This is a genomic window from Paraburkholderia phymatum (genome assembly GCF_040965635.1).
GTDB lineage: Bacteria > Pseudomonadota > Gammaproteobacteria > Burkholderiales > Burkholderiaceae > Paraburkholderia > Paraburkholderia phymatum_B.
Genome location: NZ_JBFRCH010000007.1, coordinates 241697 through 263328, shown reverse-complemented (window position 1 = coordinate 263328; position 21632 = coordinate 241697). Strand labels below are relative to the sequence as shown.

General features: G+C 62.0%; 28 protein-coding genes and 1 pseudogene. 15 read left to right on the top strand and 14 right to left on the bottom strand.

Translation table 11 applies throughout. The features are described 5' to 3' along the window. A complete protein-coding gene (cyoA, locus tag AB4Y32_RS16820) occupies positions 1–900 on the bottom strand; it encodes a ubiquinol oxidase subunit II (protein ID WP_368722408.1) in 900 nt (299 codons plus the stop codon). Between the two features lie 596 nt (positions 901–1496). On the opposite strand from cyoA, the gene AB4Y32_RS16815 reads away from it, so the two are divergent. The 3 genes from AB4Y32_RS16815 (at position 1497) to AB4Y32_RS16805 (ending at position 3164) form a co-directional block, all read left to right on the top strand. After that, the gene (locus tag AB4Y32_RS16815; protein ID WP_368722407.1) at positions 1497–1997 is read left to right on the top strand and encodes an OmpA family protein; all 501 of its coding nucleotides are present in this window, start codon (positions 1497–1499) and stop codon (positions 1995–1997) included. A gap of 172 nt (positions 1998–2169) precedes the next feature. Beyond that, a complete protein-coding gene (locus tag AB4Y32_RS16810; protein WP_368722406.1) occupies positions 2170–2709 on the top strand; it encodes a septal ring lytic transglycosylase RlpA family protein in 540 nt (179 codons plus the stop codon). Further along, entirely contained in the window at positions 2706–3164 is a 459-nt protein-coding gene (locus AB4Y32_RS16805; protein WP_368722405.1) for a hypothetical protein, read from the top strand. The genes AB4Y32_RS16810 and AB4Y32_RS16805 overlap by 4 nt, the downstream gene beginning before the upstream one ends. Positions 3165–3170: 6 nt before the next feature. Here the strand turns inward: AB4Y32_RS16805 and AB4Y32_RS16800 are convergent. The 4 genes and pseudogenes from AB4Y32_RS16800 to ahpC form a co-directional block, all read right to left on the bottom strand. Then, positions 3171–4370, bottom strand: a pseudogene (locus AB4Y32_RS16800) (branched-chain amino acid ABC transporter substrate-binding protein). A 283-nt stretch (positions 4371–4653) separates the two neighbouring features. Continuing rightward, entirely contained in the window at positions 4654–4866 is a 213-nt protein-coding gene (locus AB4Y32_RS16795; protein ID WP_368722404.1) for a DUF3079 domain-containing protein, read from the bottom strand. A 191-nt stretch (positions 4867–5057) separates the two neighbouring features. Further along, a complete protein-coding gene (ahpF, locus tag AB4Y32_RS16790; RefSeq protein WP_368722403.1) occupies positions 5058–6650 on the bottom strand; it encodes an alkyl hydroperoxide reductase subunit F in 1593 nt (530 codons plus the stop codon). Between the two features lie 200 nt (positions 6651–6850). Beyond that, positions 6851–7414, bottom strand: coding sequence for an alkyl hydroperoxide reductase subunit C (gene ahpC, locus AB4Y32_RS16785; protein WP_368722402.1), 564 nt, complete (start codon positions 7412–7414; stop codon positions 6851–6853). A 228-nt stretch (positions 7415–7642) separates the two neighbouring features. On the opposite strand from ahpC, the gene AB4Y32_RS16780 reads away from it, so the two are divergent. Further along, positions 7643–10012 carry a DNA polymerase II gene (locus AB4Y32_RS16780; RefSeq protein WP_368722401.1) on the top strand — a complete coding sequence of 790 codons (2370 nt, stop codon included), beginning with the start codon at positions 7643–7645 and terminating at the stop codon, positions 10010–10012. 6 nt (positions 10013–10018) lie between these two features. On the opposite strand, the gene AB4Y32_RS16775 is transcribed toward AB4Y32_RS16780, so the two are convergent. The 3 genes from AB4Y32_RS16775 to AB4Y32_RS16765 all read right to left on the bottom strand — a co-directional run bounded on the left by AB4Y32_RS16775 (position 10019) and on the right by AB4Y32_RS16765 (position 11827). Then, a complete protein-coding gene (locus AB4Y32_RS16775; protein ID WP_368722400.1) occupies positions 10019–11044 on the bottom strand; it encodes a S1C family serine protease in 1026 nt (341 codons plus the stop codon). Between the two features lie 150 nt (positions 11045–11194). Continuing rightward, positions 11195–11386: a hypothetical protein gene (locus AB4Y32_RS16770; protein ID WP_087738626.1), complete on the bottom strand. Its 192-nt coding sequence runs from the start codon at positions 11384–11386 to the stop codon at positions 11195–11197. Between the two features lie 228 nt (positions 11387–11614). Then, entirely contained in the window at positions 11615–11827 is a 213-nt protein-coding gene (locus AB4Y32_RS16765) for a hypothetical protein (RefSeq protein WP_087738627.1), read from the bottom strand. A 501-nt stretch (positions 11828–12328) separates the two neighbouring features. Between AB4Y32_RS16765 and AB4Y32_RS16760 the strand changes: the two genes are divergently transcribed. Both AB4Y32_RS16760 and AB4Y32_RS16755 read left to right on the top strand, forming a co-directional pair. Beyond that, positions 12329–12517, top strand: coding sequence for a hypothetical protein (locus tag AB4Y32_RS16760; protein ID WP_368722399.1), 189 nt, complete (start codon positions 12329–12331; stop codon positions 12515–12517). A 66-nt stretch (positions 12518–12583) separates the two neighbouring features. Then, a complete protein-coding gene (locus AB4Y32_RS16755) occupies positions 12584–12727 on the top strand; it encodes a hypothetical protein (protein ID WP_368722398.1) in 144 nt (47 codons plus the stop codon). A gap of 8 nt (positions 12728–12735) precedes the next feature. Here AB4Y32_RS16755 and AB4Y32_RS16750 read toward each other — a convergent pair whose 3' ends face one another. Together AB4Y32_RS16750 and AB4Y32_RS16745 are read right to left on the bottom strand one after the other, a co-directional pair. Continuing rightward, positions 12736–13026: a hypothetical protein gene (locus tag AB4Y32_RS16750; RefSeq protein WP_368722397.1), complete on the bottom strand. Its 291-nt coding sequence runs from the start codon at positions 13024–13026 to the stop codon at positions 12736–12738. Positions 13027–13330: 304 nt separating this feature from the next. Then, the gene (locus tag AB4Y32_RS16745) at positions 13331–13708 is read right to left on the bottom strand and encodes a DUF427 domain-containing protein (protein ID WP_087738629.1); all 378 of its coding nucleotides are present in this window, start codon (positions 13706–13708) and stop codon (positions 13331–13333) included. Between the two features lie 523 nt (positions 13709–14231). Here AB4Y32_RS16745 and AB4Y32_RS16740 point away from each other — a divergent pair. Together AB4Y32_RS16740 and AB4Y32_RS16735 are read left to right on the top strand one after the other, a co-directional pair. Continuing rightward, positions 14232–14819, top strand: coding sequence for a DUF3331 domain-containing protein (locus AB4Y32_RS16740; protein WP_368722396.1), 588 nt, complete (start codon positions 14232–14234; stop codon positions 14817–14819). Positions 14820–15001: 182 nt separating this feature from the next. After that, entirely contained in the window at positions 15002–15550 is a 549-nt protein-coding gene (locus AB4Y32_RS16735; protein ID WP_368722395.1) for a YbaK/EbsC family protein, read from the top strand. Between the two features lie 169 nt (positions 15551–15719). On the opposite strand, the gene wrbA is transcribed toward AB4Y32_RS16735, so the two are convergent. Both wrbA and AB4Y32_RS16725 read right to left on the bottom strand, forming a co-directional pair. Then, positions 15720–16319: an NAD(P)H:quinone oxidoreductase gene (wrbA, locus tag AB4Y32_RS16730; RefSeq protein WP_368722394.1), complete on the bottom strand. Its 600-nt coding sequence runs from the start codon at positions 16317–16319 to the stop codon at positions 15720–15722. Between the two features lie 168 nt (positions 16320–16487). After that, positions 16488–17195 (bottom strand): MgtC/SapB family protein, encoded by a 708-nt coding sequence (locus AB4Y32_RS16725; RefSeq protein WP_368722393.1) that lies wholly within the window; start codon positions 17193–17195, stop codon positions 16488–16490. Between the two features lie 384 nt (positions 17196–17579). Here AB4Y32_RS16725 and AB4Y32_RS16720 point away from each other — a divergent pair, with 384 nt between their 5' ends. The 3 genes from AB4Y32_RS16720 to AB4Y32_RS16710 are packed head-to-tail and all read left to right on the top strand — an operon-like array spanning position 17580 to position 18855. Then, positions 17580–17948, top strand: coding sequence for a hypothetical protein (locus tag AB4Y32_RS16720; protein ID WP_368722434.1), 369 nt, complete (start codon positions 17580–17582; stop codon positions 17946–17948). Positions 17949–17962: 14 nt separating this feature from the next. Beyond that, positions 17963–18328, top strand: coding sequence for a hypothetical protein (locus AB4Y32_RS16715; RefSeq protein ID WP_368722392.1), 366 nt, complete (start codon positions 17963–17965; stop codon positions 18326–18328). A gap of 32 nt (positions 18329–18360) precedes the next feature. Next, the gene (locus tag AB4Y32_RS16710; protein ID WP_368722433.1) at positions 18361–18855 is read left to right on the top strand and encodes a lytic transglycosylase domain-containing protein; all 495 of its coding nucleotides are present in this window, start codon (positions 18361–18363) and stop codon (positions 18853–18855) included. A gap of 64 nt (positions 18856–18919) precedes the next feature. Here AB4Y32_RS16710 and AB4Y32_RS16705 read toward each other — a convergent pair whose 3' ends face one another. Then, entirely contained in the window at positions 18920–19324 is a 405-nt protein-coding gene (locus AB4Y32_RS16705; RefSeq protein ID WP_368722391.1) for a helix-turn-helix domain-containing protein, read from the bottom strand. A 373-nt stretch (positions 19325–19697) separates the two neighbouring features. Between AB4Y32_RS16705 and AB4Y32_RS16700 the strand changes: the two genes are divergently transcribed. From AB4Y32_RS16700 to AB4Y32_RS16685, 4 genes are all read left to right on the top strand, one after another. Next, positions 19698–19865: a hypothetical protein gene (locus AB4Y32_RS16700; protein WP_368722390.1), complete on the top strand. Its 168-nt coding sequence runs from the start codon at positions 19698–19700 to the stop codon at positions 19863–19865. A gap of 89 nt (positions 19866–19954) precedes the next feature. Next, on the top strand, positions 19955–20347 hold the full coding sequence (locus AB4Y32_RS16695; RefSeq protein ID WP_368722389.1) for a hypothetical protein: 393 nt from the start codon (positions 19955–19957) through the stop codon (positions 20345–20347). A 67-nt stretch (positions 20348–20414) separates the two neighbouring features. Continuing rightward, positions 20415–21023, top strand: a complete 609-nt coding sequence (locus AB4Y32_RS16690) for a hypothetical protein (protein ID WP_368722388.1) — start codon at positions 20415–20417, stop codon at positions 21021–21023. A 92-nt stretch (positions 21024–21115) separates the two neighbouring features. Then, positions 21116–21343 (top strand): hypothetical protein, encoded by a 228-nt coding sequence (locus AB4Y32_RS16685; RefSeq protein ID WP_368722387.1) that lies wholly within the window; start codon positions 21116–21118, stop codon positions 21341–21343. A gap of 56 nt (positions 21344–21399) precedes the next feature. On the opposite strand, the gene AB4Y32_RS16680 is transcribed toward AB4Y32_RS16685, so the two are convergent. Continuing rightward, the gene (locus AB4Y32_RS16680) at positions 21400–21594 is read right to left on the bottom strand and encodes a YqaE/Pmp3 family membrane protein (RefSeq protein ID WP_087738637.1); all 195 of its coding nucleotides are present in this window, start codon (positions 21592–21594) and stop codon (positions 21400–21402) included. Positions 21595–21632 lie beyond the last annotated feature (38 nt).

Sequence of the window (21632 nt, the reverse complement as noted above, 5' to 3'; positions counted from 1 at the left end):
TTACTCCTTCGAAGCGTTCGTGCTGCAGTTGGCGTCACGGAAATCGACGACATGGCCACTGTTGTATTTCGCAATGACGTTGTGGAACAGCTTCGGATCTACCGACGAGAAATAGCGCACCGGCTCCTTCTCGCTCGGCTTCGCGACCACGCCGTAGTGGTCCATGTCGAGCCGGTCCGGTGACGCCTTGACCTTTTGCACCCAGCCGTTGAAATCGGCCTGGCTCACGGCGAGCGTGCGGAACTTCATGTCCGAGAAGCCCTTGCCGCTGAAATTCGCCGAGACGCCCGCGTAGTCGCCCGGCGCGTCCGCGATCAGATGCACGCGCGTCTGCATGCCCGCCATCGCGTAGACCTGCGTGCCGAGTTGCGGGATGAAGAACGAGTTCATCACGGAGTCGGACGTGATGTGGAAGTTGACGGGTGTGCCGACGGGCATCGCCAGCTGGTTCACCGACGCGATGCCCAGATCCGGATAGATGAAGAGCCATTTCCAGTCGAGTGCGACGACTTCGACGTCGATCGGCTTGACGTTCGATTCGAGCGGCTTGTACGGATCGAGCTCGTGCGTGGTTCTCCATGTGAGGATGCCGAGGAACAGAATGATCAGCGCGGGTATCGTCCACACGACCACTTCGATCGCGGTGGAGTGCGACCACTTCGGCGCGTAGGCCGCGTTCCGGTTCGACGCCCGATAGCGCCACGCGAACAATAACGTCAACAGAATGACGGGAATGACGACGATCAGCATCGTCCAGGTCGCCGTCGCTATCAGCGACTTTTCGGCGACCCCGACGCTGCCTTTCGGGTCAAGCACTTCGAGTTGACATCCCGTGAGAAACGCGGTCAGACCGATGCTGACCGGTATGAGGCAACCTCTAAAGGTACTTTTGGCTAACATATTTGCCCAATAATCGTTGAACCACGCTATGCACGTGTGGGGTTTGCAAGGCAAAGTGCACAAGGTCTTATGTGCTCCGCGATTCTAGGGACGCGCTGCTTTTGAAATCGTGATCTCCATCAAGGACACAGCCGGGAATCCGGTGTTAGGCGTGCGACCTGATGTCACAGAGTCGATGTTCAGTGGGCGACTTTTCCCGCAGCAGCGGCCTGTTTGGTCAGCGACGCACAGATATTTCTTGCTTGATCTCAGTCTCGCGATCGCCTCTCGCTCCGCTCGGAGATTCGAAACCGCACTTCACGCACCGCGAACGTCGGCAGTGCTGTTGTCGAGCGACGCCAGCGAATGTCGATCGCTGACCGTCACGCGCCGTCGGTCGAAAGTTTCACGCTTGTTTGCAGTCCGGCGCGTGCATGCGACACCTTGTTGTCAATTTTCGAAAAAAACTATGGATAACTGATCACAGTCTTGTCGTTTCGGATAAAAAATTGAGGTTCGAAGCGCTTGCCTTCGCATCGCAGTGGTCGCGCGATGACCCGACTGTCGCCCGCAAAAAGCGCCTGTCCGTTCCCAACTTCCGCAAAGACACCACGATCATGAGAAAACTATTGCCTCTTGTCACCTGCGTCTTGTCCCTTTCGCTGCTGGCCGCCTGCTCGGGACTCGATCGTCAAAATGAAGAAGCGCTCAACCGGAAAGCCGGCATCGAAGTGACTCAGGTCAAGGACGGCGTGCAGGTGCGTCTGCCCGAGAAAGTCCTGTTCAACTTCAACGAGTCGAGCTTGCGCGCCGACTCCGAACCTGCCATCGCACGTGTCGTCGTCGTGCTGAACCGCACGAAAAAGCCAATGATCGTCGAAGGCCACACCGATAACGTCGGCACGCGCGAATACAACCAACACTTGTCGGAAGCACGAGCAAAGACGGTCGCGGATGAACTGGAGCGCCGCGGCATCGGTGCTTCGCGCGTGTCGCTGAAGGGCTACGCGTTCGACCGTCCCGTTTCGGAAAACGACACGCCCGAAGGCCGCGCACGCAATCGCCGCACGGAGATCGTCGTGATGGGCGAATCGCTCGAAGCCGTGATGGGCAAGTGAGCGACAGCGATTCTGGCAGACGTTTCCGGACGCCTGCCCTCCATCGCTCATCAGTTTCCCTCGCGAGAACGGTAAACATCTGTCAAGAATCCGGCGCGACGCCGGCACTTCGTCAATGCGAACTATTCGAGACCGTTAGATCCCGTTTCTCGTGACGATATGAGGGTCGATCGTGTTGTCCATACGTTATTTCGGAATACTATTCATTTTTTTCTTGTGTGCCGCTTGTACACGAAACCCACCTGATCACCATGCATCCAGTGCGATCGTAACCATTCCAGATTCGGCGCCGCGCGCGCCGACCGCCACTTCCGTCGATGTTTCAGCAAGTGAGTACCTCGCTCAGCCCTTGAACACCGCGTTCAAATCTACGGGTAGTGCGCTGCAATTGGGCGATGCCTCGTGGTATGCATCAAAGTTTCACGGACGCCGGACCGCAAACGGAGAACGTTACAACCGTCTGTCGATGACAGCCGCTCATCGCACGCTACCGTTCGGTTCGTACGTGCGCGTCACTTCGCTGGGAACGGAAAAGTCGGTCGTCGTGCGCATCAACGATCGCGGCCCGTTCGTGAAGGGCCGAATCATCGATCTCTCTTACGCCGCGGCGAAGGCATTAGGACTGACACACGCACGTTCGAGGCGCGTGCAGATCGAACGGATCGGCAAGACAGCAGACAAATTGACGTCGGCCGACGGATCGGAATCGTGATCCGCCAGGAGCCCTATGCCCACGCTCGCGCAAGGCGGCAGATCGAAAGGTGTCACGAGTGGCGCACACGCGTCCGCGTCGTCACGTTAGTCCGGCGGCTCACGCTAACGGTATGCGGGCTCGCGCTGTGTGCCGCCGATGTGTTAGCGGTTCAACCCGGTCTCGAGCCGACGATCGTCGCGGTGCCGTTGGAAACCTCCAGTGGCATAGCTGCAAAGCCCTCTGCCAAAGTTCATGCGCAGAAACCGAAGCGTGCGCGCACGATTCGACATAAGCGCAAAACTGGCGGGCGTCATCCGGACATTTACTACCGCTGGTCCACCGAACAACTGATGCTGGGTGGCGTCAATCCGTCCGGAATCGGCAAGGAAGCGGCCGGCGCGGGCGGAAAGCTGGCAACGGACAGCGCGGCTCGCGCCAGGCAGAAGCCGCGCCGGTTACATCAATCTTCTTGAGTCGACTCAGGCCGACGCGCCGCCGAACCTCACGACATCGAGAAGTGTCTTCTTCCTGTCCTGATAGTGATACAGCGTGATCGCGCCTTCCTTCATGTCACCGTGCGCATCGAATGCGATGTGACCGATTACGCCGTTGTAATCGGTGGCAGGGATCGCGCCCAGCACCTTCGCGGCGTCCGTCGTGTTGGCACGCTTCATCGCGTCGGCTACGACGTACACGGCGTCGTAGGCGAACGGCGCGTTGAAGAGAATCGGCCCATTGAAGCGCGCCTCGAAGCGCTTTTCGAACTCAGCGCCCTTCGGCATACGCGACACGGCGAGACTGGCTTCAGAACAGACAAGATTGTTCACCGCGTCACCCGCGAGTTCCGCCACTTTCTCCGTGCATGCGCCGTCGCCGCTCAGCAACTTGGCGGTCAAGCCGAGCGCAGCCGCCTGGCGGATGAACGGGCCGACGGCCGAATCCATGCCGCCGAACATGATGACGTCGGGATGCGCGCTCTTGATGGTGGTGAGAATGGCGCGGAAATCGGTTGCCTTGTCGGTCGAGGCCTACCGCGCGACGATGCGTCCGCCGCCCGCCTGCGCCGCTTTCGCGAACTCGTCGGCGAGGCCCTTGCCGTACGCCGTCGCATCGTCGACGACGGCAATCGACTTCGCATTCAGCGACTTGAGCGCATAATTGCCCAGCGCGGGCCCCTGCTGCGCATCCGTCGCGACCACACGATACGCGCTTTTGTAGCCCTGTCTCGTATAGTCCGGATTGGTCGACGACGGCGAAATCTCGACGATGTTTGCATCGTTGTAGATGCGCGACGCGGGAATCGAGACGCCCGAGTTCAGATGGCCGATCACCGCGACGACGTGTTCATCGACGAACTTCTGCGCGATCTGCGTTCCCGTCTTGGGGTCGGCCGCGTCGTCTTCGCCGTCCAGTTCGAGACGCACCTTGCGCCCGGCGATCACGAGCCCCGTCTTGATTATCTCTTCCACAGCGAGACGCGCGCCGTTCTCGTTGTCCTTGCCGAGATGGCTGCTGCCGCCTGTCAGCGGCCCCACATGGCCGATCTTCACCACCTCTTCGTCAGCCGCGCCAACGCCTTGTGCGGCGGCCTGCGGATGTGGCTCTTTCTTGCCGCAGCCCGTCAGCGTCAAAGTGATCAGCGAGAGGCCGATCAACGTCAGTTTTGCGAGATTCTTCAACAGCTTTCTCCTCTATGAATTTCCGGTGAAATTGCGAACTTTGTGTCTTCACTATTCCATTCGCATTCCGAATAGATAGCCAAAAACGGTAGCACAGAGGATTGGCCGTTACTGTCAAGATTGGTCAAGCGAACGAACGACGATGCGCCTTTATTTCATCGGCGCCCGATGGGAAAGGAATACAGATTGATGACGTGGACAAACGAAGCGAAGGTTTGCTGGCGTATTGAGCGCGCTGGCCGTGCAGGAGGAGATGAGTTTGCGAACGCGTTGACGATGCGATCTACTGTGCCACGCGATGCCATTCGTTCGTTTCTTCAGGAACTTCGATGCCCCAGTCGCCCACCGTGTACCAGTCGTCGCCAAGCAGTTCGATGGGATGCTGCGTTCTGCTTGACCCGTTGCCACACTGCATCGAATCTTTAGGGCAGTAATGATCGCATCCCCAGCAGATCCGTTCAGGGTGCTTCGGATGCAGTGGAATTTTCTTTGCCATTGTCGAATCGATTTGTGCAGATCGGGACCACCATCCATGATAGTGCTCGCAACAGCCACAACCGTGCGACATGACTTCGCAGCAGCCGACGGCGGCGCTTCCAACGAGCGCGCCCGCGCATCGGGCCCGCGCAAACGAAAACGGACTAGCCGAAGCTAGCCCGTCCACCGATCGATTCGCGAACCCGTCGATCAGGCCTCGGCCAGTTCCGCCGCCTGCACCTCTTCCACATCGTCGACGCTCGTACGGATCAGATGATCGAACGCCGCCAGCGATGCCTTCGCGCCCTCGCCCACGGCGATCACGATCTGCTTGAACGGCACCGTCGTCACGTCGCCGGCCGCGAACACGCCGGACACCGAGGTCGCGCCCTTCGCGTCGACGACGATCTCGCCGTGCTTCGACAGTTCGACCGTGCCCTTCAGCCATTCGGTGTTCGGCACGAGGCCGATCTGCACGAACACGCCTTCAAGCTCGACATGCTTCGACTCGCCCGACGCACGGTCCGTATAGGTCAAGCCGTTGACCTTCTTGCCGTCGCCCGTGATTTCCGTGGTTTGCGCCTGCGTGATCACGATCACGTTTGCGAGGCTGCGCAGCTTGCGTTGCAGCACTTCGTCGGCGCGCAGCGTTGCGCCGAATTCGATCAGCGTCACCTGGCTCACGATACCCGCCAGATCGATCGCCGCTTCGACGCCCGAGTTGCCGCCGCCGATCACCGCGACGCGCTTGCCCTTGAAGAGCGGGCCGTCGCAATGCGGGCAGTACGCGACGCCGTGATTGCGGTACTCGCGCTCGCCCGGCACGCCGATCTCGCGCCAGCGCGCGCCCGTCGCCAGCACGATCGTCTTCGCCTTCAGCACTGCGCCGCTCGCGAGGCGCACTTCGTTGATGCGGCCCGGAGTCAGCGCTTCGGCGCGCTGCACGTCCATCACGTCGACTTCATAGCTCTTCACGTGCTGTTCGAGCGCCGTCGCGAACCTCGGTCCTTCCGTCTCCTGCACCGAGACGAAGTTTTCGATCGCGAGCGTATCGAGCACCTGGCCGCCGAAGCGTTCCGCGACCACACCCGTCTTGATGCCCTTGCGCGCCGAGTAGATCGCAGCCGCCGCACCCGCGGGACCGCCGCCGACGATCAGCACGTCGAACACCGGCTTCTTCTCCAATTCCTTCGCGGCGCGCGCGCCGGCGTCGGTGTCGAGCTTCGCGAGAATCTCCTTCACGCCGCTGCGGCCCTGGCCAAATACTTCGTCGTTCAGGAACATCGTCGGCACGGCCATGATCTGACGCGACTCGACTTCGTTCTGGAACACCGCGCCGTCGATCGCCGTGTGGCGGATGCGCGGGTTGATCAGCGCCATGATGTTGAGCGCCTGCACGACTTCCGGGCAGTTCTGGCACGACAGCGAGAAGTACGTCTCGAACGCATAGTCGCCGTCGAGTTCACGGATCTGCTGGATCACGGCATCGTCGAGCTTGATCGGATGGCCGCCCGTTTGCAGCAGCGCGAGCACCAGCGACGTGAACTCGTGGCCCATCGGAATGCCGGCGAAGCGGATGCCGGCAGCCTTGCCCGGCTCGCCGATCGAAAACGACGGCTTGCGCTCGTCGTCGCCGCGGCGCTCGATCACGCTCACGCGGTCCGACAGCGATGCGATGTCGTTCAGCAGCGCGATCAGTTCATGCGATTTCGCGCTGTCGTCGATCGAAGCGACGATCTCGATGGGACGGCTGACTTTCTCGAGGTAGGCTTTGAGTTGGGTCTTGAGATTCGCGTCGAGCATGGCGTTTAGGGTCCGTGGCGAGATGGGAATGGGTGTTTGATTCGTGCGCTGCGCGCTTTTTCGACAAAGCGGACGCACGGCAGTAAAGCAGTTCGCAAGGCGTGACCTTGCGGACTGCTTCACGCGGCGCCACTTCATGAGTGGCGCCGCAGAAAGCAGAGGTACAGCCAATAGCGCGTGGGTATTAGCGGACGGGCGGCTTAGATCTTGCCGACGAGGTCCAGCGACGGCGTCAGCGTTTCAGCGCCGGGCGTCCACTTGGCGGGGCAGACTTCGCCCGGATGCGCCGCGATGTATTGCGCAGCCTGCACCTTGCGCAGCAGTTCGCCTGCATCACGGCCGATGCCGTTGTCGTGGATTTCGCACAGCTTGATCTCGCCTTCCGGGTTGATCACGAACGTGCCGCGCAGCGCCAGGCCTTCTTCTTCGATCAGCACGTCGAAGTTGCGCGAGATCGCGAGCGTCGGGTCAGCGATCATCGGGTACTTGATCTTCCCGATCGTGTCCGACGTGTCGTGCCATGCCTTGTGCGTGAAATGCGTATCCGTCGACACGCTATAGATTTCAACACCGATTTTCTTGAACTCTTCGTAGCGATCGGCCAGATCGCCCAGTTCGGTCGGGCACACGAAAGTGAAGTCGGCCGGATAGAACACGACGACGGACCACTTGCCCTTGAAGCTCTCGTCGGTGACGGTCACGAAATCGCCGTTGTGGTATGCGGTGGCCTTGAACGGTTTGACCTGGCTGTTGATGATCGGCATCTGATGCGTCCTCTTCGGTTGAGTTGGGTTGGGTGCTGCGTTGGATTGAAGTATGAAGAAGACACCGAATTTAATAAATTTGATTGTTACGATTCGACCAATTTAGATTTTCTATCAACCAGGCGAACACGTGGCCCGAACGCCCGCCAGACAAGGGAAAGCGCCCGGCGCGCGCCTTCTGTCGCGGGTAGAATGGCTGCAAAAAGTATCCGCGCAGGGGTTTCCAGCTTGTCCGAGCTTCAACAGGGATTTCTTCTCACCCGCCATTGGCGCGATACGGCCGCCGGGACGGAAATCGAGTTCTGGCTCGCCACCGACGACGGTCCGCGCCACGTCCGCCTGCGCCCGCAGCCGTGCGTCGCGTTCATTCCCGCCGCGCAGCGCGAGCGCGCGCAAGCCGTGTTGCATCGTGAAAAGAACGTCGAATTGCGCGAACTCGACCTGTGCGATTTCCAACATCGTCCTGTGCTGGGGCTGTATTGCCCGCAATACCGGCAGCTCATCGCGCTCGAAAAGCGGCTGAAGCAGGGCGGCGTCGACGTGTACGAAGCCGATGTGTTTCCGCACGAGCGCTACATGATGGAGCGGTTCATCACCGCGCCCGTGCTGTTCGGCGGCGAGCCGAACCCCGCTGGCGGTCCGCTGCTGAACGTCGACATGAAATCCGCGAGCGGCTATCGTCCGCAGCTCAAGCTCGTGTCGCTCGACATCGAAACCAGCGCGCGCGCCGAGCTGTATTCGATTGCGCTCGAAGGCTGCGGACAACGTCAGGTGTACATGCTCGGCCCGCGGAACGCCGAGGGCCCGGACGTCGACTTCGCACTCGAGTATTGCGACACGCGCGCGCAACTGATCGAGCGGCTGATCGACTGGTTCGAGCAGCATGATCCCGATGCGATCATCGGCTGGAATCTCGTGCAGTTCGACCTGAAGGTGCTGCGCGATACAGCGGAAGAACATGGCGTGCCGCTGCGCATCGGACGCGGCGGCGCGGTGATGGAATGGCGCGAGCACGGCCTCAAGCAGAACCATTTCTTCGCGGGCGCGGCGGGGCGGCTGATCATCGACGGCATCGAGGCGCTGCGTTCCGCGACGTGGAGCTTTCCGTCGTTCAGCCTCGAATACGTCGCGCAAGCGGTGCTCGGCGAGGGCAAGGCGATCGACAATCCGTATCAGCGGATGGACGAAATCCAGCGCCGCTTCGACGAAGACAAGCCCGCGCTCGCCCGCTACAACCTGAAGGACTGCGAGCTCGTCACGCGCATCTTCGAGAAGACGGAGCTGCTGCCCTTCCTGCTCGAACGCGCGACCGTCACGGGACTGCCCGCCGATCGCAGCGGCGGATCGGTCGCGGCGTTCACGCATCTGTACATGCCGCGCATGCACCGGCTCGGCTACGTCGCGCCGAATCTCGGCGACGTCGCGGGCGCGGCGAGCCCCGGCGGCTTCGTGATGGACTCGAAGCCCGGCCTCTACGATTCCGTGCTCGTGCTCGACTACAAGAGCCTGTATCCGTCGATCATCCGTACGTTTCTGATCGATCCCGTCGGCCTCGTCGATGGCGTGCGCCATCCCGACGACGCGCATTCCGTGCCCGGCTTTCTCGGCGCGCGCTTTTCGCGCACGCGCCACTGCCTGCCGTCGATCGTCGCTCAGGTGTGGGAAGGACGCGAAGCCGCCAAGCGCGAGAAAAACAAGCCGCTGTCGCAAGCGCTGAAGATCATCATGAATGCGTTCTACGGCGTGCTCGGCTCGACGGGCTGCCGCTTCTTCGATCCGCGGCTCGCATCGTCGATCACGATGCGCGGCCACGAGATCATGCATCGCACGCGCGAACTGATCGAAGCGAGCGGCTACGAAGTGATCTACGGCGATACCGATTCGACCTTCGTGTGGCTCAAGCACGCGCATGACGAAGAAGACGCGGCGCGCATCGGACGCGAACTGGTCGGCAAGATCAACGCGTGGTGGCGCGATCACGTGCGCGAGCGCTTCGGACTGGAAAGCGCGCTCGAACTGCAATTCGAGCGGCACTACAAGCGCTTTTTCATGCCGACCGTGCGCGGCGCAGAAGAAGGCAGCAAGAAGCGCTACGCGGGCCTGACAGTGGCCGCCGACGGCAGCGAGGAAGTCGTCTACAAGGGGCTGGAAACCGTGCGCACCGACTGGACGCCGCTCGCGCAGCGCTTCCAGCAGGAACTGTATCTGCGCATCTTCAAGCAGCAGCCGTATCGCGATTACGTGCGCGATTACGTGCGGCGCACGCTCGCGGGCGAATTCGACGATCTGCTCGTCTATCGCAAGCGGCTGCGCCGGCCGCTCTCCGACTACGAGCGCAACGTGCCGCCGCATGTGCGCGCCGCGCGCACCGCCGACGAATTCAACCGGCAGCGCGGCCGCCCGTTGCAGTATCAGAACGGCGGCTGGATCAGCTACGTGATGACGAGCGGCGGCCCCGAACCGCTCGAAACGCTGCGCTCGGACATCGACTACGAGCACTACCTGACGCGCCAGCTCCAGCCCGTCGCCGACGCGATCCTGCCGTTGCTGCGCGACGACTTCACGACGCTCGCGTCGGGCCAGCGGCAGCTGTTTTAGGCCGCTTTAAGCCGTCTGCTCGACGGGCGTCACCGTCAGTTCGACCCGCTGCGTGCCGCGCAGCACGCTCACGTTCACCGCGCGGCCGATCTTCGTGCCGTCGAGCGCACGCTGCAACGTATCGACGCCATCGACGATCTGCCCGTCGATCGCGACGATCGTATCGTCGGTGCGCAGGCCGCCCGATGCGGCGGGGCTGCCCTTGACGATCTCCATCACGCGCACGCCGCTGTCCGAGGTCAGATCGAAATAGCGCTGCACGCGGCGCGGCAATGCCATCGTCATCCCGGCCACGCCGATATACGCGCGCCGCACGCGGCCATGCGCGAAGATCTGCATGATGACCCACTTGGCGGTGTCGATGGCCGTCGCGAAGCTGATCGACTGCGCGCCCGGAATGATCGCCGTGTTCACGCCGATCACCTGCCCCGCCGAATTGATCAGCGGACCGCCCGAGTTGCCGGGATTGAGCGCGGCGTCCGTCTGGATCACGTCGTAGATCATGCGCCCTGAATTCGAGCGCAGCGAGCGGCCGAGCGCGGACACGACGCCCGCCGTGACGGTCTGCTCGAGCCCGAGCGGATTGCCGACTGCAATCGCAATCTGGCCGACGCGTAATTTTCCGGATTCGCCGAGCGCGACATGCGGCAGCGGCTCCGGCGAGCCGACGCGCAACACGGCCAGATCGCTGTGCGGATCATCGCCGACGAGATCGGCGTCGAACTTCGTGCCGTCCGCGAGCTGCACGCGGATATGCGTCGCACCGTGCACGACGTGGCTATTGGTGAGCAGATAGCCGTCGGGCGTGAAGATGAAACCGGAGCCGGTGCCCGCGCGCGCGCGGCGCTCCGGCGCGCCCGGCACGCGGCGCTCGACGGTGATGAAGACGACGGCCGCCCGCACGCGTTCGAGCGCATCGATGACGGTGCGCGAATAGGCGTCGAGGAGTGCGTCGTCGTCGGACGATTCCGGGGCAGCGGCGCTCGGCGCGGCGCCCGACAGATCGTCGATAAAACGGGGACGGCTTCCCATGAGAAGGCTCCGGATTGGGCGAGAGCCAGACATGCGGGGCAAGCAAGCCGTTTTCAAGCGGACGTGGCCGGCGTTGGAAGCCGGCCGCGCAAGAGGAGATGGCGAATTGGAGCCAGACGCGGGGCGTCAGATGCGGCGTCAGATGCGGCGTCAGATGAGCTTCAGATTGCGAATGCGGCCGATGCGCGGCGAGCGTTCGAGAATCAGCTTCTCGATGACTTCAGGCAGCAGCGCCCGGGGAACATTCGACGGCACATCCGACACCAGTTGAGACGGCACATTCACGATGAAGTCGTCGGGGGCGGTCGCGAGGCTGTGCTCGTAGGTAACGCGGTAGTCCATGCTCGGTGTGAAAACGTAGGTGGCGTTGCGGAGTCGTTGCGTGGGGAGAGCCGGGTGTGTCGCGCCCGGCCCCGTGATCGTACCTCAGACGCAGCCGCGCCGCCGTCACGTGCGCGAGCGCAACGTGTGGCGCCGAACGCCCGATGCGCACCCTTCACTCACGCGCTACCCGCTTCGCATTCCTCCCGTACAATCCCGCGCGGCGCATCAGCGCGCGCAGCCCCCCGCTTACCGATGCCAGCCGCCATGGCCCCATCCGCCGTGGCCCCAGCAGCAGCTATAGCCGACGCCGACGCTCACCGACGGTGCCGCGTAATAGCCCGGCGCGTAGCCATAGCCGTAATCCGGCGCATACGCATAACCGTAAGGCGGTGCGACTACGCAGCCCCCCAGCCCGATCGTCGCGGTGACGACGGCTGCCAGCGTCAGTAATTTTTTCATGATCGTTCTCCTTCTCCTTGCGACATTGGAGCAGACGCTGCAGAAACTGTTCGCAAACAGTTGTGACCGCACATTACGACACGCCCACGGAGCGGGCGTGGGAGCCGTGCACTATTACCCGCGCAATAACGGTCGGCGACGCAACCCAGGGCCAGCCCTTGCAGACCGCGCGATAACAGTTGCTTACTATTCGTCCGAAGCGGAAAAGAGAGCGTGTGTGTGCATAGCCGGATAATCGCGGCGCGCGATCGCCAGCCTGCTCGCGAACCGATTGCTCAGCGGAATGCGAGGTTGGCGCAATGGTGGCGGAATGGGTCGAGAACCGGCCTCTGTTCAACGAATTGAAAAGGAGTCCCGCGGCGCACACTGCAATCGTGCTAGTGCACCGAGGAGCCTGAGATGTCTTACCGATACAACAGAAATCGTGAGTTCGAGACCGGCTCGCCGGAAGCATCGGTGCCGGAATGCAACAGCGGGTCGGAGTTCGCGCAGGAGGATCTGATGCGCGGCCTGCAACTCGCCTCGGACACCGTGCTGCGCCTTGCCACCCAGGCGCACGCCGCCGTGGCGCGCGGCGACGCGGCGAGCGCGGAACTGGCGCGCATGTCGCTCGAAAAACAGCTGGAACTGGCCACGCGCCTGATCGACGAGCTTTTGTTCGACGGCACAGACCATCACACCGTGCATTGACTGGTAGCTATCGCAGCCGGACGAGCAGTACGTAACCGCAGTCCTGTTTTACTGGAATGATCTGAAATGAGCGCTTTGACCGTTATCTTTTGCGTCTGGACCCTGGTGGCGTTGTGCGCGGTCTTCTTCATCCGCGGCGCGAGCGCGCGTATCGAACTGCCCGTCGAGGTGAAGGCGGCACGACCGTCGCGCTATTCGATCGCCGAGTAACCCTTACCTCACCCCGGCGAGAGCGCCCGTCGACGCCCTCGCCGCTCCTTCGCCTTATCGCCTTCGCTAGCCCGTCGCGCGGCGACGGCAACAACGCCCGCCCTCCTGCGCGGCCGGCTCTGGCCAGCGCAAACGCTCGACGGTGATTTGACGTCGCAGTACATCGCCCCAAAACGCATCGAGCGTGTCGCGATATCGCGGATTTCGCGGTCGATGAAATCGGCGCGCCCCGCGTCGATCAGCACGGTCGCGTTATCCGGACTCCGCGCGAGACCGTGCGTGAGCATCGGCTTCGACACGTGCGTTGTGTCCTTGCGCAACATCAGTAGAAAGTGATCGTCATTTGACGCTGTCTGCATCCTGCCGCGAAAGCGTGCGCGCATGCGGCTTTTCGGCGTTTCATATCGATTGCCTGAATGCGCGCGCGATCATGAAGCGCATTGGTTCACGCGCGCTTTATCTTTGTCATTCATGTCACGCGTGATCGGACCGTCGAAGACGTTCAAACGCCGATGATGCACGCCGGCACTGCGTCCTGAGAACCGGAGCCTTTCATCTGCAAATAAATGAACCGCAGCGATAGCGGTCCATTCGCGGGTTCTTTTATTGCGCGCTCACCTCGAACGAATCCACGCGATCGCGATAGAACGCTACATGTTCCTTGATCGATGCAACGGCATCGTAGGGGCTTTCGTAAGTCCACACGGCATTGACCGAGCGCTCGCCGCCGATGGGAATGCTGTAGTAGCTGCACTCGCCTTTATACGGGCAATACGTCGAATGATCGGTGCGTTCGAGCAGCGACATGTCGACATCCTTGCGCGGAATGTAGAGCACCTCGGGATAGGACGCTTCGTGAAAGGAAAGCGCATCGTTGCTGTCGGCGATCTTGCGCCCCGCCACGGACACTACGACGCGCGATCCGCTCTTTGCAATCGTGATGGGATGATCGGGGCCGGGTACCTTCACTGTCTTGTCCATGACGGTCGTGTCCTTGCGATGAATGAGCGGATGGCGAAGCGCCAAAGCGTTAGTCGAGTATGGACGCCCGCATTTCGAAGTCAAGGCAAGACCCTGTTCGACGTAGCTTCTATGACGCGCATTTGCGCGGTTCGCGCACGATTCGTGTGCATATGCATCGACGGAATCGTCCGACTGGCAAGCGAATGCGTCCTGCCCGGCATCGAAGCAGCTTCATTGTTTGAATTAGATAAATTGAGTGTTCAATTCCGCGGCATTTATCCGGCGATAGCAAGCCGTTAGCATGCACCCCATGTGACCGGCCATTTTTGCCGGCCGTGACAAGCTTACCGCTACGCTGCCTTGCAGCGTGCAGCCGCTCCGTTCGTTCGCCGTCAAGGTGCAACGACGCGCGGCGCATGCGTTTTCGCCCGCGCGCAAGTGGCCGCTTTTGCGGCTGCGGGCGGCCGTCAGAAGCAGAACGCAAGTTCTGTCTGTGCGACATGGCCGCTTCGAAGGGCCGTGCTTTTGAAGAGGAGTCGACGTGAGCAGGATCGGAACTGCAACTGGTACTACGGCCGAACCCAGGCGTCCCGCACACGCAAACCGGCGCAATAGTGCCGAAGTCGAACTGCGCCGCACACAGGCGCTCTATGCCGACGTCGGACGCGAGGCGGCAAGCGGCGGCTCGGCGCCCGCGAAGCCCGCTCTGCGCGATCCGTGGACGACAACCATCTCGCGGCTGGGCAAGTCCCCTTCTCAGGACAACAAGGCCGCATCGTCCGACAAATGCGACAACGGCGCATGCGCAGCGCGCGCGGCCCGCCGCACGGCGAATGCCGAGCGCGCGAGGTCGCAGGCGACATCGGACGAACACAGCGCCGCTGTCATCACATTCGTCGAACGGTTCGGCGCAAAGTCGGTTTCGATTACGTGGCGCGATTCGACGGCCGGTCGTTACACCGAGCAACTGTGGGTGCGCCGCATTGCACGCTCGCGCGGCGTGTGCGCGCTGACGGGCGCGGAGATCGTGCGTGGCGATGCCGTCTACGGGCCGTTCAGCCGTCCTTCGAGCCGTCCGCGAAACATGTCGCAGATAATTCTCGCCAAACTCCTCGACGATCTTGAGTGATGAGCTGCGCCCTCGAAGAAAAATAGTCTGCGCTTCCGAAGGTTGCGGACGCAGCGGTCCGCGATCGCTTTGAATCGGCACATCAAATCGATGTGACACAGTGAAGTGCGGATCAGCGGCACGCGGCAGGGAATCGTACAATGTGTGCGCCCTGCCATCGTCCTCCATCGTTCACACCCATCATGCTTTCGCACGAACCGCTTCTGAAGCTCGACATCATCGCGCCCGATCGGATTGGCGCACATCTTCCCGCGCACGTCGCGGCATCGATCGCAAGCCGCGACGTCGTCGTGTTCTCCGTCACCGACGATGCATCGGATACGGCCGACTTCAGCGCCCGCTACGGCTTTCCGATGGAAGACTGCGCGAACACGATCGTCGTTCGCTACAAGAAGGATGGCGGCGAGCATCTCGCCGCGCTGGTGACGCTCGGCTCGCTGCGCCTCGACGTGAACGGCGCGGTGAAAGCGGCGCTCGGCGCGAAGCGCATTTCGTTCGCGCAACGCGAGGTCGCGACGGAACAGAGCGCGATGGAGTTCGGCGGCATTACCGCATTCGGCTTGCCTGCGGGCTGGCGCGTTCTCGTCGATGCCGCCGTGATGGAGCGTCAGCAGGTCGTGATGGGCGCGGGCATTCGCAAGGCGAAACTGCTGCTCGCACCCGCCGTGCTCGAGCAACTCGAGACGGTTGAAATCGCGCAATTGACGTTGCCGCCCGCCGAGACCGCATGACTCGCAGTCAAGCGCTTGAGCTTGCAACGTTATCCCGGCAAGCAGACACCAGCGCTTTCGCGCACTGAACGGCAGACTGCATTCAGTGCGCTGCGCATTCGGTCCGCAATTCCATTTGCAATCGAACAACTGCAATTCAACTGCAAACCGGCTGCAACAAAAACGCCGCTCAGCCAAACAGCTTCGCCGCCGTCCTCGCGACGATTGCGCCCTGATGCCGCGCGCCCTCGAGATCGATCGCACTGGGTTGGCGCGAGCCGTCGCTCGACGCAATCGTCGTTGCGCCATACGGAGCGCCGCCGACGATCTCCGTCATGTTCATCATCCCCTGATGGCTGTACGGCAAGCCCACGATGATCAGCCCAAGGTGCATCAGGTTCGTGATGACCGAGAAGAGCGTTGTCTCCTGCCCGCCGTGCTGCGTCGCCGTCGATGAGAATGCCGCGCCCACTTTGCCGTTCAGCGCGCCGCGCATCCATAGTCCGCCCGTCTGATCGAGAAACGCGGCCATTTGCGACGAGATGCGTCCATAACGCGTCGGCGTGCCGACGACGATCGCATCGTATTGCTCGAGATCCGCCACCGTCGCGACGGGCGCCTGCTGATCGAGCTTGAAGTGCGCCTTCTTCGCGACCTCTTCGGGAACGGTCTCCGGCACGCGCTTGATGTCGACCTGCGCGCCCGCACTGCGCGCGCCTTCGGCCATTGCTTCGGCCATCTTTTCGATGTGCCCGTACGACGAGTAATAGAGAACGAGAACCTTGGCCATTGCAATCTCCTGAGAAGAAGCGAAGCCGTCGCGCTTCGCGTTGAGAAGCAAGCATGTCACCCTGCCGTGCCGCCCACGATACTCCGGACGCGCATCGCGTGTCTCGCGAGGGTTCGTTGGCGAGCAGCGCGTTGCCGTGCTTCGCGCAGCGCCTTGCAATGCGCTTTCTCACTCTGGCGTCGGCTCGGCTTCCCTCGCTGACCAGCTGATGCTCGACACGCCCTTCTCCATGCTGATGCGGCTCGCCATCAGCTCGAGCTTCCCCTGGTCCTTTGGATGCAGGCGCAACGTCGCCGTCACTTCGATACGCGTCGGATCGTCGTCGAAGTCCTGGCTCGTCAAGCTCTGAAACGACAAAGGCTGCGAGTACATCGAGTTCGACAGCAGCGTGCGAATGTGGATCTCATCCTGTTCGCGGCACACGACCGTCAGCACATACTCGCGCACGAGATCCGCGTTCGACACAGGCGTCGCGTTGATCGCGCGGCTCACTTCGCGCAGCAGCGTATTGGTCGCGAGCACGACGATGGTGCCCGCGAGCGCCGGCCCGTAATGACCCGCGCCGCACAGCACGCCGACGGCGGCCGAGCACCACAGCGTCGCCGCCGTGTTGATGCCCTGGATCGATCCCTTGTCGCGCATGATCACGCCGCCGCCCAGAAAGCCGACGCCCGACACCACGTACGCAGCAATCTGCGTGACGCCCGCGACGCCGTTGCCCGTCAGCATGCCGAGCGTGACGAACAGGCACGCGCCGCTCGCCACCAGCGTGATCGTGCGCAGCCCGGCCGTGCGCTGGCGCATCTGCCGTTCCAGACCGATCGCGACGCCGCACGCAAACGCGGCGAGTAGCCGCCAGATGAAATCCGCTGCCATGTCGTTGTTCGCAAGCTGAAAGCCGTGAGGCCGGATGATGGGGACGCTATGCTGAAGCCGCTGTGTTTCACTACTGTGTTACACCGAATGTGTTCGGCGGCAGTGTCGCGAGCTTGTCACACTTCGTCGCTCGCAAAGTGGTGAAAACCCCTGGGTGCGCCGAAGACGCGCGCCCGCCACCCCGCTGAAGACGCGCGAGGCAACCTCACCGTTTTTCCGCGCCTTCGACGGTCAGAGTTTCCAGACGACGAGCGTTCCTGAGTCAACTTTCCCGATTTGCCAAACGTTTGCGGAGCGCATATCAAGTTCGCCGCGGCCGTGCCGACAAACCGATGTAGCGTCAACGACTTCTGGGAGCGGTTCGTGAAGCAGCTTGCGTTTTGTATGGTTCTCGTCGCGCTGGCCGGTTGCGCGCAATTGCCCACGAACACGGCATCGCAGGCAGACAAGCCGCCCGTGTCGGCCGACCTCATCAGCTTCACGATTCCGCCCGATGCGCTCGGCGCCCGCGATCCGCAACTGTCGGCCGTGCTCGCCAAGGCGGGCGCGCTCGCCGCCTCGCAAAAGCAGCCGACGACGATCCTCGTCACCGCCCTCGGCCAGGACCTGCCGTATCTGAATCAGGCCATCTGGCGAGGCGTGCCGCCGCAGCATCCGGCGAAGATCAGCCTGGAGAACCTGACGGCGGGCGCGAACCAGCCGTATAGCGTGTCGATCAGGCCAACCTCAGCGACACTCTCCGCGACACCATGAAGGAAGGCCTCGCCATGTTCAGGACCGCTCTCCTCGCGGCGAGCCTCGTGCTCGCCGGCCTAAGCCAGGCCGCTCACGCCGGCCAGCCGGCCGTCGCCGGCACGCTGTCGGCAGGCAGCGCGAACGTTGCGCCGGCCATGTCCGGCGCGCCCGCTGCCGACAAGGTCTATCCGCCGCTGCCGACGCTTTCGATGCTGCCGCCCGCCTCCGACGACGATGAGGAGCCCGTCGTGCCGAAGCGCACCGCGAAAAAGCGCAAGGCGCGCGTCGTCGCCGACGTGAGGCCCACGGTGCCCGCGGCGCGCCTCGTCGTCTCCGACGCTTCGCGCACGTATCTGCGCTCGGTCGAAAAGCAGCTCGAACTCGCAATGGCGAAATAACCGCAACGGAGCATCCTGTCGTGTCCACTCATGTGTCCACTCACCGGCTTCTTGCGACGCGCCGTTCGCGCCATCTGCTCAAAGGCGCGCTCGCCGCGCTCGCGTTGTGCGTGTCGTCGCTGACATGCGACATCGCGCGTGCCGACGACTGCTTCGAACAGGCAGCCGCCTATCAAGGCGTCAATCCGCTGATTCTGCGCGCGGTCGCTTGGCACGAATCGAAGGGCGACGCGAGCGCGATCAATCGCAACGCAAACGGCTCGATCGACGTCGGGCAATTGCAGATCAACTCCGTTCATTTCAGCGACCTGAAGCGCCTCGGCATTCCGCATCGCGCGCTCACCGATGCATGCGTGAACATCTATGTCGCCGCGTGGCTGATCAAGCAGAAGATGGTCAAGTACGGCAACACGTGGCGCGCGATCGGCGCGTATCACTCGGAGTCGCCGAAAGAGCGCGACTCGTACGCGCGCAGCATCCAGAAGATTCTCCTCGCATGGGGCGAGTTGCTGCCCTCTGCGCGCTGAAGGCCGCGCTGGAAGGCCGCACTGAAAGCCGCGCTGAAGGCCGCTCAAGGGGCCTGTCGCACGACTATTTGCGTGACTTCGTAAGCCGGTGCCCGAGCCCGAGATTGGTCGCGATCTGCCACGTATAGACACGCGAGTAGCTGACGCCGAACTGTGCCCGTATCAGTTCGCGCAGACGGTTGCTGGTCCACGCGTCGGACGGGAAGCCGTGAACGCTCGCGGGGCCGCTCAACGCGGAAGCGATCCATTGCATCGCCGCTTCGTCGAGCACCGAAGAACGGCCGCCCACGCTCAGCTGCCTCAACGAATCCAGCCCGCCCTCGTTCAGCAGCGCGCGATATTTGCGCACGGTGTTTTCGGAGATGTGCAGTTGCGCCGCGACGTCGCTGATCGACGCGCCTTCCATCAGCATCCTGCCCGCGGCGAGTCTGCGCATGACGGTCGGCAATTCCTCGTTTCGTGAAGGCATGAGCGACCTCGTCGATGGTCAGAACACGAACGCCCGGGTCGCCAGATGACGGACATGGCGCAACAAATGCAAAGCATTTAAAAGACCGATATATCTTTAGAGACCGCCTGTGTCTCTCGCCCGTGAAATTTCATGAGCACTGAAAAATCATTTAGCGATTTTATTGCGGGATATCCAACAAAAGAAAATCTGTGTCTATTTTGGTAAACAATAAACGCCTCGCAATCTTTGGGTGTCCGGATGTTTTCTTGAACTTGCCGAAATCGTTTGCTAGCATGCTGTAACCATTACTGCATCGCATCGACTCGAGCCATACGGTCCACAGCCTGTACGTGTGCCTGCTCCATTTTCATAAGAAGCACGTTGTGCGGCAATGCGTTTATTTCAGCGCAATACCTTAGCCGTCGGCCTGTTGCAAACCAGCGGGCATAATCCGTCGCGCCTGTTTTATTTGCTTTTTGAAAAGCGACGAGCGATTGCTTTAAAAAACAAAATGCGCAAATTACATCAGGCCATATTGGCAATAAAACAGCTTCACTGATAAAAGGCAAAGCGGACTATTTGCAACACGCCCGTCGCGCGGCATTTGATTCCTTACGCGACGGCGAAATCTCACGCGCGGAGGGCAACATGGAAGCGGAACGGGTTGATCGTATCGTCGTGGCGTTGCGACGCGCCGCCGAGCACGAGCGGCTGCTTACCTATCAGCGATTTCACGCGATGTTCGGCGCGAGCGATCCGCTCACTGCGCGCTATGACGCGCTGGAGCGAGCCATTGCCTCGCTCGGGGAAGTATCGACGATCGACTACGGCGTGTTGCTTGCGCTCAGCAACGGCCTGCCCGGCCCTGACTTTTTCCGCCGTTTCCAGAAGCATCGCTACAACGACTACGTGGCCGTGATGGGGCCGCCCATTCACCGGCAGTCGATCAAGCGCAAGCGGATGCTGGTTGAGGCGGAACGGCGCCGCGTGTACGACGACGCGAGACAGAAGGCAGCAAGCCACGCGACCGAAACTGCGTGACCACTAAACCGCCACGGCCCCCGCACAGGACGATTGGCCCACTCAACGCACGAACGAGGAGTCTCACATGCAACGTGTAGTTTGCGGTTCGATTCGCATTCTGGCCATCGCAGCGGCTTGCGCGGCGCTGGCCGCGCCCGCCATCGACGCTCGCGCGCAGGACAATCCGGCATCGTCGCCCGCTGGGAACGCGGTCGGCACCGCTGCCGTCGCCGAAGTGACGGCGCGCATCACGCATATCGACACCGACAGAAACGAGGTGACGATCCGCGGCCCGCGCGGCAACTCGATGATCGTGGAAGTCGATCCCGATGTCGGCGACGTGAAGAAGCTGAAGGTCGGCGATCAGGTGCACATCTCGTACAAGGGCGCGCTGCTGATGTCGGCGGACAAGGTCGACTCGAAGGGCGTGCGTTCGCGCGTCGAATCGCAATCGACCACGCCCGTGGAAGGCGGCGCGTCGACGCAGAAGCAGAACATCGAAGTGGTCGCGACCGTGCAGAAGATCGATCACAAGAAGCGCCAGGTGACGCTGCGCGGTCCCAACCGCAGCGTGATCCTGCAAGTCGCGCCCGACGTGCCGCTCGACAAGATCAAGGTCGGCGACAGCGTCCGCGCGAACTACGTGTCGGCGACGGCCATCCAGATCACGCGTGACGGCACGCCCATTCAATAACAGGTACTCGACTTCGACGTCTGGCCTTCTTGCCCTCGCAGCGAGACGGGCCGGCTTCGGCAGCCCACACGTTTGAATGCACGCTCACCGCGATGCCAATCGAACCCTGGAACTCTCCGAAGCGCCAGGCACGCCGCAAGATGATCTGGAGCAAGGCGCACGTCGTGCTGGCGGCGATCGGCACGCTGTCGGCCGTCGTCGGCATTGCCGTTGCGATCAACGGCGGGCTTGAATTCAACCGCACGAAAGTGTTCGTCGGCGTCGGCATCATCATCGTGTCGACGATCCTCTATGTGTCGATGCTGTTCGTCGACGACTAGCACGATATCGTGGCTCGCTCCACGGATGGAGTCGAGCCGCATGCGCACGGCGCGGCTTACGTGCGCCGGCCGAGCGCTTCTTCGATCTTCCTGTCGGTCTTGTACTGGCTCAGCGCGTACACCGACCAGATCGCGGCGGGCAGCCAGCCGATGATCGTCAGTTGCAGCACGAGGCAGATGATGCCCGCTATCGGACGGCCAATAGTGAAGAACTGGAACCACGGCAAGATCAGGGCAAGCAACAGGCGCATAACATTTCCTTAGGCATCGACTTAAAGTTGGACACTTC